This is a genomic window from uncultured Maritalea sp., assembly GCF_937139385.1.
GTDB classification, from domain to species: Bacteria; Pseudomonadota; Alphaproteobacteria; order Rhizobiales; family Devosiaceae; genus Maritalea; species Maritalea porphyrae_A.
Genome location: NZ_CAKZPW010000334.1, coordinates 1 through 11,800, shown reverse-complemented (window position 1 = coordinate 11,800; position 11,800 = coordinate 1). Strand labels below are relative to the sequence as shown.

At 48.7% G+C, this 11,800-nt stretch carries 12 protein-coding genes; 8 read left to right on the top strand and 4 right to left on the bottom strand.

All coding sequences use genetic code 11. From position 1 onward, the window contains the following. The 3 genes from Q0231_RS13695 to Q0231_RS13685 form a co-directional block, all read left to right on the top strand. The coding region (locus tag Q0231_RS13695) for a cysteine desulfurase (protein WP_299348195.1) at positions 1 to 861 on the top strand (861 nt) is incomplete at its 5' end. Between the two features lie 12 nt (positions 862 to 873). Beyond that, positions 874 to 1,266, top strand: a complete 393-nt coding sequence (locus Q0231_RS13690; RefSeq protein ID WP_299348193.1) for an SUF system Fe-S cluster assembly protein — start codon at positions 874 to 876, stop codon at positions 1,264 to 1,266. A 4-nt stretch (positions 1,267 to 1,270) separates the two neighbouring features. Beyond that, positions 1,271 to 1,660: an iron-sulfur cluster assembly accessory protein gene (locus tag Q0231_RS13685; RefSeq protein ID WP_269394126.1), complete on the top strand. Its 390-nt coding sequence runs from the start codon at positions 1,271 to 1,273 to the stop codon at positions 1,658 to 1,660. A gap of 41 nt (positions 1,661 to 1,701) precedes the next feature. Here the strand turns inward: Q0231_RS13685 and Q0231_RS13680 are convergent, their stop codons facing one another. From Q0231_RS13680 to parE, 3 genes are all read right to left on the bottom strand, one after another. Further along, entirely contained in the window at positions 1,702 to 2,763 is a 1,062-nt protein-coding gene (locus tag Q0231_RS13680) for a GGDEF domain-containing protein (protein WP_299348189.1), read from the bottom strand. Between the two features lie 111 nt (positions 2,764 to 2,874). After that, positions 2,875 to 4,248: a DEAD/DEAH box helicase gene (locus Q0231_RS13675; RefSeq protein ID WP_299348186.1), complete on the bottom strand. Its 1,374-nt coding sequence runs from the start codon at positions 4,246 to 4,248 to the stop codon at positions 2,875 to 2,877. 198 nt (positions 4,249 to 4,446) lie between these two features. Further along, positions 4,447 to 6,519: a DNA topoisomerase IV subunit B gene (gene parE / locus Q0231_RS13670; protein WP_299348183.1), complete on the bottom strand. Its 2,073-nt coding sequence runs from the start codon at positions 6,517 to 6,519 to the stop codon at positions 4,447 to 4,449. A 310-nt stretch (positions 6,520 to 6,829) separates the two neighbouring features. Here parE and Q0231_RS13665 point away from each other — a divergent pair, with 310 nt between their 5' ends. The 4 genes from Q0231_RS13665 (at position 6,830) to Q0231_RS13650 (ending at position 10,606) form a co-directional block, all read left to right on the top strand. After that, on the top strand, positions 6,830 to 6,994 hold the full coding sequence (locus Q0231_RS13665; protein ID WP_269394130.1) for a hypothetical protein: 165 nt from the start codon (positions 6,830 to 6,832) through the stop codon (positions 6,992 to 6,994). A 277-nt stretch (positions 6,995 to 7,271) separates the two neighbouring features. After that, positions 7,272 to 8,792 carry an ABC-F family ATP-binding cassette domain-containing protein gene (locus Q0231_RS13660; RefSeq protein WP_299348180.1) on the top strand — a complete coding sequence of 507 codons (1,521 nt, stop codon included), beginning with the start codon at positions 7,272 to 7,274 and terminating at the stop codon, positions 8,790 to 8,792. 18 nt (positions 8,793 to 8,810) lie between these two features. Continuing rightward, positions 8,811 to 9,599, top strand: coding sequence for a nucleotidyltransferase domain-containing protein (locus tag Q0231_RS13655; protein ID WP_299348177.1), 789 nt, complete (start codon positions 8,811 to 8,813; stop codon positions 9,597 to 9,599). A 98-nt stretch (positions 9,600 to 9,697) separates the two neighbouring features. Beyond that, complete coding sequence (locus Q0231_RS13650) at positions 9,698 to 10,606, top strand: sulfotransferase domain-containing protein (protein WP_299348174.1); 909 nt, start codon at positions 9,698 to 9,700, stop codon at positions 10,604 to 10,606. Between the two features lie 153 nt (positions 10,607 to 10,759). Here Q0231_RS13650 and Q0231_RS13645 read toward each other — a convergent pair whose 3' ends face one another. After that, on the bottom strand, positions 10,760 to 11,173 hold the full coding sequence (locus Q0231_RS13645) for a helix-turn-helix domain-containing protein (RefSeq protein ID WP_299348171.1): 414 nt from the start codon (positions 11,171 to 11,173) through the stop codon (positions 10,760 to 10,762). A gap of 64 nt (positions 11,174 to 11,237) precedes the next feature. Here Q0231_RS13645 and Q0231_RS13640 point away from each other — a divergent pair. Further along, the coding region (locus Q0231_RS13640) for an MFS transporter (protein WP_299348168.1) at positions 11,238 to 11,800 on the top strand (563 nt) is incomplete at its 3' end.

Sequence of the window (11,800 nt, the reverse complement as noted above, 5' to 3'; positions counted from 1 at the left end):
ATGGAGCACCATTCAAACATAGTGCCCTGGCATTTCCACCGGGAACGCAAAGGCGCGGTGATCAAATGGGTTGATGTTGCTGAAGATGGCAGTTTTGATTTGGAGCTGTTTGCTGCAACGCTAAGCGACAAAACAAAAGTTGTCTCCATTACCCACATGTCAAATGTTACGGGTACGGTTGTGCCGATCAAACAGGTTTGTGAGATCGCTCACGCACGGGGCATTCCCGTTGTCGTGGATGGCAGCCAAGGGGCGGTGCACGAACTAGTAGACGTGCAGGATTTGGACGTCGATTTCTACATCATGACGGGCCACAAGCTCTATGGGCCCACAGGAATTGGCGTGCTTTATGGCAAAGCCGATTTGTTGGCGCAAATGCAGCCTTACCAAGGTGGTGGCGAAATGATCAGTGATGTGACGTTGGAAGATGTTACATATAATGAGCCCCCGCATCGGTTTGAAGCAGGTACGCCACCAATTGTACAAGCGGTCGGCCTCGGCGCAGAGCTAGACTATATTAGCGCGCTTGGGCGTGAAAACATCAAAGCGCACGAAGCTGAGGTTGGCGCTTATGCTCGTGAGAAGCTAAGCAAAATCAACTCTTTGCGATTGATTGGCGATGCACCGGGAAAAGGTGCTATATTCTCTTTTGCAATTGAAGGCGTGCACGCACATGATCTGAGCACGATTTTGGACCGCTATGGGATTGCCATTCGTGCCGGATCACATTGTGCGCAACCTTTGCTGCAACGGTTTGGGGTAACATCAACCTGTCGCGCCTCGTTTGGCGTTTATAATGGCAAAGATGATGTAGATGCTTTGGTTCAAGGTATCGAAAAAGCGCAGAAGTTTTTCGCTTAAAGGAGCGTATCAATGAGTGAAGAAGCCACAAACACAGTTGAAGAAGTTGCTGTAAATGCTGCGGAGATTTCGGTTTCTAAGGGCATGAATGAAGCAGAAATCCAACGGTTTACTGATGACATCGTTGCTGCGCTTAAAACGATTTATGATCCTGAGATCCCGGTTGATCTTTACGAATTGGGTCTTATCTATAAGGTTGATCTGGATGATGATCGCAATGTTACGATCGACATGACATTGACCGCACCTGGTTGCCCCGTTGCGGGTGAAATGCCTGGTTGGGTTGAAAATGCAGTACGCACCGTTGAAGGCGTGCAAGATGTTGTGGTGAACATGGTGTTTGAACCACCTTGGGGCCCAGATCGTATGTCAGAAGAAGCGCAGGTTGCGCTAAATTGGTGGTAACCACATGAAAATTCTCTCCATTACACAAACGGCCGCTGATCAAGTGAAAACAATCTTGGCCCAATCTGGAGACGAAAGAATAAATGCTGTGCGTGTCGGCGTTAAAAATGCCGGCTGTGCGGGCATGGCCTATACGCTAGATTATGTGAGCGAGCCGGTGAAAGGTGACGACCATGTGTCAGAGCATGGCGTGGATGTATATATCGACCCCAAAGCCACAATGTTTTTGCTGGGCACGCAAATGGATTTCAAAGAAGACATTTTGAAATCAGAATTCACATTTGAAAATCCAAACCAAACCGGTTCTTGTGGATGTGGTGAAAGCGTGATGCTTGAGCCTGCTGACTTGCAAGAAATTGCCAAGGCACGTGCAAACTCTGGCAGCGGTGCCTAATTCGAATCAAGACTTTAAAGATTGCGCGTACGTGTTTGTAACTAGGCGACTTTTGAGTTTCGGAACTCTTCGTCATTTTCACAAATCACGCGATTCCGGCCTTCGCGTTTCGCGGTGTAAAGGCATTCATCAGCACGCTCGATGAGCTGATGGATTGTCTCATCTCTGTGAATTTGAGCGGCGCCGATCGAAATTGTGATTCTGCCCAACTTTTGATTGGTCGAACGCTTTAACAATTCTTTGGCGTGTACCGCTTTTCGAACTTTTTCCGCAATGAGGCGCGCGCCGCGTAGGTCAGTATCTGGCAAAATGGCTGCAAATTCTTCGCCACCGTAGCGCGCAGCATGATCACGACCCTTGATGTTGGATTTCAGCGTTACCGCAACCAAGCGCAAAACCTGATCACCAGTTTGGTGGCCGTAATTGTCGTTGAAGGCTTTGAAGTGATCGATATCCATCATCAGCAGGCTGAAATGGTTGCCTTCTTTTTCAAATGTTTCGAATTCTTGTTTGAGGCGCTGATCAAAGCTCTTGCGGTTTGGAATCTTTGTGAGGGCATCAAGCATAGTCTCGCGACGTGCTGTGTCCAAATCGCGCTTGAGGCTTGAAATATCTTGTTTGGAAACTTTCAGTTTCTCTTCAAGATTCTGATTGGCTTCTTGCATCTGCTTTGTTTCAGATAACAATTTTGCGGCCAACCGTTCCAAGCTTTGTGCGGCCAAGCCACCGGCCAATTTGATGGCTGCGCTGTCGAGTGAACCAGAGTAGCCTTCAGCTGTGTCAATTGACTCGTCCATCGCCCGGTTTACGGAGTCGATTTTTTGAGACATTTCCTGACTGACGTTGGTCAGTTGGGATTCTAGATCAGATGGGTTGTCGAAGAACTCGCGGTAAACCTGCAAGACGTTTTCCATCGAAAGGGAATTGTCTTTGCCCAGCAGCATGTTCAAGCGCTCGTTCAGCTGCTCGTTGATGCCAGATGCATAAGTATAGCAAAGCTCATAAAAATGTGGGTAGGGAGGGATCTTAGCGCGCTTAAGCATTCCCAATGCGGAGAACGAATACTCAAGCGTTCGCTGGTAATCATGCTCAGATACAAGCATCTTTGTTGGCTCCACCCATAGTACCTAAATGCGTGAAAACACGCATTGAGTCTTTAATCTCGTTGCAGTCCTTAATGTCCCAAAAGGTTAAATTTTGGGTTAAGGATACGTTTAACTAGCCTGTCGGACGGGCCGCAGAAGGAACGCAGGCACTTGATCTGATTGACCAAATGGCAGCGCGTCTTGGTTCTTATTGCGTGATTTTTGTCGAGTGTTTTGATTTGAGGAAACTTTGTTTTCTTTTACATCAAGTTTTTCGACGTTTGACCTGTCTTTTGATGATTTTTGCTCGGGTTTTGGAGCCTTATTAGACTTGGCCCTTTGTTCGCGAGCAGGTTTTGCAGGTTTGTCTTCTTTTTTCTTTTCGATCCACTCGGGCTTTTTTTCGATGAGTTTTTCGATTTGATCGAGGTATTTCATGTCTGCAGGCGCCACAAGTGTAATTGCAACCCCTTCGCGACCCGCGCGACCTGTGCGACCGATTCGGTGCACATAGTCTTCAGCGTGGGTTGGAATATCGAAATTGAAAACGTGGCTAACGTCAGGAATATCAAGGCCACGGGCGGCAACGTCACTGGCGATCAAAAACGTAATCTCGTTGTTTTTGAAACCTGCAAGGGTCTCCATGCGGGACTTTTGATCCATATCGCCATGCAACGAACCGGTGTTGTAACCGTGTTTGATCATTGAATTGGTCAATGTGGCAATGTCGCGCTTGCGATTACAAAAGATGATCGCGTTTTTTAGGCCGACGGCTGCATCCACTTGTTCACGCAACGCTGCACGTTTTTCGAATGGCTTGTTGCCAACTTTTAGCAGTTTTTGCGTAATTGTTTCGGCAGTTGAATTCTGACGGGTGGTTTCCACAGAAACCGGATCGTTTAGAAACTTCTTAGTCAAACGGGCAACTTCGTCAGGCATTGTTGCCGAGAAGAAAAGGGTTTGACGGCGTTTGGGCAGCAAAGATGATATCTTTTCGATATCGGGAATAAACCCCATGTCCAGCATACGGTCAGCTTCGTCGATGACGAAAATGTCCACGCCTGTCATGAGAAGGCGCCCGCGTTCAAAATGGTCAATCAAGCGGCCCGGTGTCGCAATAAGAACATCTGCGCCACGGTCCAGCTTTTTGTTTTGTTCCTCAAATGAAACGCCACCGATCAAAAGGGCGACGGTCAATTTGTGGTTTTTGCCGTATTTCTCGAAATTTTCGTGCACTTGCGCGGCAAGCTCGCGCGTTGGCTCAAGAATAAGAGTGCGCGGCATACGTGCTCGTGCGCGCCCTTTTTCGAGCAGAGTCAACATGGGCAAGACAAACGATGCTGTTTTGCCTGTGCCGGTTTGTGCAATACCAACCACGTCTCTTTTTTGGAGAATGTGTGGAATGGCTTTTTGCTGAATATCTGTTGGGGTGGTGTAGCCAGCATCAACTACCGCGTTGGTAACAGCTGTGCTAAGCCCCAATTCTATGAATTTTTCACTCAAGTAAATACGTCCACTTTGCCGATTACGGTCTAACTAGAAATAATTAGTGGCCCCGCGAACAGGACCATAGCGCGCGATACCTGTAAGTCAATGCGTTTGTTGAATTTTTGTTAACGCATCGTGTGAGAATTACATGATTGTTGCGCTAAACTCACACTTTCTAGTTGAATTTACCTAGGCATTTGAGCCAATTGGCGCCTAAATATCCAAGTCGCTCGCAAATTCAGCGTTTTCTTGGATGAATTGGAAACGTAACTCTGGCTTGTTGCCCATTAGTCTGTCGATGGAATCTTTGGTTTCGACATGTTCATTGGCAACGCTGATCTGCACCAATCGGCGTGAACCCGGTTTCATGGTCGTTTCTTTAAGGTGCTGGAATGGCATTTCGCCCAGCCCTTTAAATCGAGTGATCTCAACTTTGCCTCGACCGGTAAACTCCGTTTCCATCAATTTATCCTTATGCTCATCATCGTTGGCATAAAGCGTTTTTGCGCCTTGGGTGATCCGGTAAAGCGGAGGCATGGCTAAATATAGGTGTCCTTCATCAATCAATGCAGGCATTTCTTGAAAGAAGAACGTCATCAACAAAGAAGCAATGTGCGCGCCGTCAACGTCCGCATCAGTCATAATGATGACTTTATCGTAGCGAAGGTCATCGGAATTGTAGCGGTCGCGCGTTCCAGCGCCCAAAGCTTGAATCAGATCACCAATTTGTTGGTTCGCAGTAATTTTCTCTCGGGTGGCGCCGGCAACGTTCAAAATTTTACCGCGCAAGGGTAAAATGGCTTGGTTCTTGCGGTTGCGTGCTTGTTTTGCACTGCCGCCAGCGGAGTCACCTTCCACGATGAAGATTTCTGCACCTTGGGCTGCGCCTTGCGAACAATCGGCAAGTTTGCCAGGAAGCCTAAGCCTACGTGTTGCAGACTTCCTGTCGATTTCTTTTTCTTTGCGGCGGCGAATGCGTTCTTCTGCGCGATCAACCGCCCAGTCAATCAGTTTGGCAGATTGATTGGGGGAGGCGGCTAGCCAATGGTCAAACGCATCGCGGATGGCCACATCGACAATTTTTGTGGCTTCGCCGCTCGATAATTTGTCTTTTGTTTGGCCAACGAACTCTGGTTCGCGAATGAACACAGACATGACGGCGCTACAGTTCGCCAGAATATCTTCTGCCGTGATGACAGCGGCGCGTTTATTGCCTGTAAGTTCAGCGTAGGCTTTAATTGCGCGCAATAGTGCGGAGCGCAATCCCGCTTCGTGAGTTCCGCCATCTTGGGTGGGCACGGTATTACAATAGGAATTGATAAAGGCATCGCCAAGCGTAAAGGCGATCGCCCATTCGACTGATCCATGTTTTCCCGCACCGCCTTTGCGACCCGCAAAGATCTCTTCAACAATGCGAGGGCGTCCTTCAATTCGGCCTTCCACATAGTCTTTCAGCCCGTCCGGGAACAAAAAGGTGGTTTTTGCAGGTATGTCCGCGCCTTCAACCAAGCTCTCGTCGCAAGACCAACGGATTTCGACCCCCGCAAACAAATAGGCTTTTGCTTGCGCCATATCGTGTATGCGTTTGGGCGAAAATTTGGCTTTGTCGCCAAAGATTTGTGGATCTGGGTGAAACTTTGTGCTGGTGCCGCGCCGGTTGCGCACTGGACCATGATCGATAACGCCAGTTGTGGCCAGGCCACGCGAGAAGCTTTGAGAGTAAAGGTTTTGGTCGCGAGCAACCTCAACGATCATATCGTCGGACAATGCGTTCACAACAGAAACGCCTACACCGTGCAAACCGCCTGATGTCTCGTAAGCTTTAGAATCAAACTTACCGCCTGCGTGTAGGGTGGTCATAATGACATCAAGGGTCGACCGGTCTTTGAACTTTGGGTGTGGCTCCACCGGAATACCGCGACCATTATCTGTGATGGTCAGATAACCTTCTGCATCCAAATGCACTTCAATTCGCGAGGCATGGCCCGCAATGGCTTCATCCATCGAGTTGTCGATGATTTCAGCAAACAGGTGGTGCAGCGCGTTGATATCTGTGCCGCCAATATACATACCCGGGCGGCGGCGCACAGGTTCGAGGCCTTCGAGAACTTCAATGTCGTCTGCGGTATAGGAGCTGCCATCGTTTGACGCTGACTTGGGCGCAGGTGCCGCCATTGGTGCTTTGGCAACAGGATTTGACGCCGCAGCTGGTGCTAATTTGGGCTCGCTTTTCTTTTTTGACGGTTCTGCGTCAAATTTTTTGAAAAGATCATCACCGTTGTCCATGCCGCGCCTTTATCAATTCGAATCAATGTGTGAATTTCGTTTACCACAATAGCACCATTTGTTAGCGATGATTTCAAACCGAGATTGTCAGTTTTCCCTAAGCATTCTGGCGCTTTAGGTGCTGAAACCAGGTGCCTGTTACCACTCGAATGATAGGTGCTTTGCGTTCATCTTTCTAAACAAACTCTTATCACCTGTCCCGTTAAGCGACGGAAATTATTGACAAATTCTAACTGGGCCGTCAGCACTTTTTTAACAACGAGGTGGTAGAACTATTGTCATACGGTTTGAGAGTATGGAGTTCCCGTATATGATCGCTAAAGCAAAGGTCAGCGTAACAGACCGCCCGGCTGAGGCGATTTTTTATTGGTTGGCGCAAGTCGGATTTGGTAGTTTTGCGTACCGGCTTGCCCGCTGGCCAATTTCTCGTAGCATGTTGCTTTGGACCTTTGTTGGGTTCTTTGTGTTTGCGTAACTGTTCAGTTTTTCCCCACATCTTGCCAGATTAGTTTTGCTGGGCTAGCGTGCGATCGAATTTGATCTGCCCTTGAGCGTGTGGAGAGCAAGATGAATATGGCGCATCGTATTTGCTTATTATGGTTTGGCCCGCGCAATGCCCTGCACGTTTCTTTTGATGTGTAGGGCTGACCTTTAAGGGTTCGGACAATTCTGTTTCGACATTCTTTGGTCTGCCCAATCGGCTGCAGCTTGCAGCGTGACTATTCGACTATTAGGTCGACAAGGGCAATAAAATGGCTTCCATTCAACTCAATAATGTTGGCGCAACTGCGCAAAGTGAACTTTTCAAGAACCTCAGTCTATCAGTTTCAAACGGCGAGAGTGTTGGGCTGATCGCGGCGAACGGGCGCGGCAAAACTACGCTGTTGCGTTTTCTTGCGGGGCTAAGCGAACCAAGCTCGGGACAAATTATTTTTTCGCGTGGCGCGCGGGTAGGGTACGTTGAGCAAGAAATAGAACCAGAACAGCTCGACTTAACTGCGTATGACTTTGTTGCTTCGGCTCTGACAGACGAACAGCGCGATTATGAAAGCTGGCGCGTCGATGTGGCTTTGGCTGAATTCCAGCTTCCCGATGATCAGTACCATGCGACTTTGCGCACACTCAGCGGTGGTTGGCGTCGACTGATTATGATTGCACGGGTGTGGCTAACAGAGCCGGACATTTTGTTGCTTGATGAGCCCACCAACCATTTGGATCTTGCTAAAATTGTGCAGCTTGAAAACTGGATTAAGCAAACATCTGCACAGGTGCCAATGATTGTCGCTAGCCACGACCGTGCCTTTTTGGACAATTGTACGAATCGTAGTTTGTTTTTGCGACCTGGTATCTCCCGCAATTTCTCGTTGCCCTATTCTGAGGCACGTGTTGCGCTTGAACAAGAAGATGTGGCGGCAGAGAAAGTGCTAGTGAAAGAGCAAAAGCAGGCCAAGCAACTGCGCGAGCAAGCGGCCAAGCTGAACAACGTTGGCCTGAATAGTGGCTCAGACCTTTTGCAAACTAAGGCCAAACAGTTGCGCAAACGGGCGAGTGACATTGAGGACAACCTCAAAGATCTGCACAAAGAAAGACATGGCGACATTACGTTGGCCAATCGCGGTACGCACGCCAAGGTTATCTTGTCGTTCGAGGACGTGACGGTTTCAGCGCCCAATGGCGACAAATTGTTCGGCATCGAAAAAGTGTTGATTCATGCCGGTGACCGCATTGTGGTTTTGGCTGAAAATGGAGCGGGAAAGACCCAGCTGATCAAGAAAGTGCCTCGCGCATTTTTAAAAGAAGGGGCGGAGCCGGGCATTTGGGTGACGCCTTCAACCGTTCTTGGTTATGCAGATCAGGAAATTTCTCAGTTGCCAATTGATGAAAGTCCGGAGAGTTTCATTCTACAGCATAAAGGTGTTGGCAACTCGCGCTGTCGTTCATTGCTTGCAAACATTGGTTTTGAGTTTGAAAAACAGTCAAAACCTATAGCTCATTTGTCTTATGGTCAGCGATCTCGTTTGGCGCTGCTTAGCCTTAGATTGATCGAGCCGAATTTTTATTTGTTAGACGAACCAACTAACCATGTTGATATTCCAGGCCGTGAAATGCTGGAAACAGAAATTAGTGAAACAGGCGCAACCGCAATCATAGTTTCGCATGACAGAGAATTCGCTCGATCCGTGGGTACGCGATATTTTGAGATCGAAACGAAGCGCAAGCGATTGGTTGAAGTGTCTTCACCCGAGCCATTTTTTGAACGTATGACCTCATAAGGCCAAAGGATTGTCACCATGAACCAAAGCCGTTTGATCGACACCATCGCAAAAGAGGCTATGCTGGTTGACGGTATCATGGGGCTTTATTTGGGTGGAAGCCACGGCCGAAAAACCGCGGACAAATTTAGCGATTTGGACTTTGTTGCGGTGGTTGCACCCGACCAATTGGCCGATGTGGCGGCGGCGTGGGAATCGCTTGTGGGGCAGCTATTTGATGTTGTTTTTTGCCGAAAGCAGTTGGGGCGTTCGGGGCTTATCAATGTGATTACGAGTGATTGGGTGCGCATTGATTTGTTTTTAGAAGAGCCACTTGCGTTCAAAAACCGTTCGCAAGATCAATTGGGCTGTTTGTTCGAGAGCATGCCAATGCTGGCTGAACTGGAAAACTCATCGATACCGCATGAGGTCTCTGAGGATCGGTTGAGCCATATGGCGAACGAGTTCTTGCGCATTCTGGGATTGGTTACGATTGGGGTAGGTCGCAAAGAATGGTTTTTATGCACGATCGGGTTGGGGCACTTGCGCAACTTGTTTATGAATTTTGCTATTGAAGCGGAAAAAGTGAATGACGGTGGTGCACTGCACTTGAGCTGTGTGGTTTCGCCAGAAACACTTCGCATTTTGAATGCGTTACCTGTCGCTAACGGCGAGCGGGAACAAATCGTAGCTGCACATGTTGAAACGGCATTGGCCTTTTCTGCTTATGCAAAGCCCATATTCAGCGATCGGAAATTGGAGTGGCCCGAGGCATTTGAAATGGCAACGCGTTCGCATTTAGCAAAGGAGCTTGGTTGTCAGCTCTAGACCAAGCTAGCGCTGGCTAGAACGAAAACGGGAAGGCGGGTTGCCCATAGGCAGATTGCGCCTTAAATAGGGGCAAAGTTTAGTTTGAGGAATCTTACATGTCGCAAAAACCTGCCACGCCGCTTTTTTGGATTGCATCTTACCCGCACAGCGGCGACCAACTGGTGCGCTCGTTTTTGCAATATTTGGCCAAAAACCTTGGCTACCGTCCTCAAGAGCCTGCAGCAATTGAATTGCTTGATCGGGATTTGCCTTGGGATGTGTTGGCACATTTTTATGAATCGGTAATTGGCACGCATCCGCGCGACATGAGCGAGGAAGAAATTGCCGCAGCTCGTCCCAAGATTCATGAATATATCTCAAAGACCTATCCCGGGATTCCAGTGGTGAAAACACACGCACCACGGGGCGAATTTTACGGCGTGCCGAGCATAAATTTTGATGTTTCGGTTGGATCTGTTTATCTCATCCGCAACCCGCTAATGTTGGCGCCAATTTTTGCCATGGCGGGCAAAAAGGATGTGGTGACGGCCCTGAAATTACTCGCAACCAGTGAGTTTAGGCAGCCAACAAGTGACACACATGCGTTGGAGCCTTGGGGGTCTTGGTCACAAAATGTAGCGAGCTGGACCAATGCCGACCTCGATGGGGATTTGTTGATCCGTTTTGAGGATATCGCTGCTGATCCACACGGCCAGCTTGGTCGAATCGCAAACCATTTGAAGATGCCAGTGAATGACAAACAAATTGCTGCCGCAGCAGATGCTGCTTTGGTCGTGCATGGAATGGCAGGCAAAAAACCGCAATCTGACGCCTGGAAAGGCGCAATGACTAAAGATCAAGTGCGGGCATTGCTTGAGGTTCACGCCCGCCAAATGTCACGCTTTGGCTATTTGACCAATGATGTTCTCAATTATGCAGGCCTTACACGGGAAGTGGCGCTTAATTCGGCGGCCAAGTTTGAAGAATTGGCTAGAATGCCCGTTGTGCCGGTTGGCCACGCTTAATTTAGACGACCCTATGAGGGCCTCCGCCAAGGTTTAATGATCCAATATGGCTTTGCAGGTCTTTGCATTTGAACTGCGTGTTGGTGCAGACCATTCGTTTGCCAAACATGTTTTGTGGGGCCGGTTTTAAACTGGACAGTTGCGGGCTAGACTTCATCTTGTCTTATGTGTTGCCAGTCGTTTGCTGGCGACAGAAACCAGACGTCGAAATGATTTGCACTCCATATGGCTTGGTGCTGGGCATGTTGCTACGTGGTTTAATGTGTCCCTTAGGGCGCTCAATTGTGCAATTTGTTTATCCAATTGGCTGGCTTTGGCCACAATCTCTAATTTATCGATTTTGGGTGCGCCATCTGGCGTCAGCATTTGTTTGATTTCTTTGAGGGAAAATCCTGCGGTTTTCCCCATGCTGATCAAAGTCAGTTGCAAGATAACATTTGGGTCAAATTGGCGCCTTAAACCGTGCCTTGCGAGTGAATCAATCAACCCCTCATCGTCGTAATATCTCAATGTCGAGGGAGCTATTCCCGTTCTTTTGGCGACGTCGCCAATGTCTAACAATTTCATCCTTGACCTCAAGTTGACTTGAAGTCGTATCGTTGCGCACAGCTCGACTTATATCAAGGAGAAAATGATGATCGCAGTAGATTTTTCAGGGCAAGAATGGAAGTATTTTTGGCGTTTTGCAGCGCTTGGCATCGCAACTCTGGTGCCCACATTTGGGATGAGCATTGCCAATGTGGCGCTGCCGATTTTTTCGCAGGAGTTTGGGGCACCGCTGACGCAAGTGCAGTGGATTATTTCAGCTTACCTTTTAGCGCTGAGTGTATTTTCAATTGTTTCTGGCCGAATGGTGGACCTGATTGGGGCAAAAATATCTTTGTATTTGGGCTATGGGATATTCTCTATCGGCGCTGTGATTTGCTGGTCCGCAGATGCATTGTGGATATTGGTGATAGGGCGCATTGCGCAAGGGGTGGGCGCTACCTTTTTGGGTGTTGTGGCCATTGCACTTGCTAAACAAAATGCCAAGAAACATGCCGTGGGGCGGGCCATGGGCCTGTTGGGTACGCTGACGGCGGTCGGTACTGCGCTTGGTCCCTCAGTTGGGGGCATCATGATTGAATACTTCGGTTGGCGTTCGCTATTTGTGATGCTGCTTACAGTTTCAGTGTTCGGTGCGATAATCGCTGC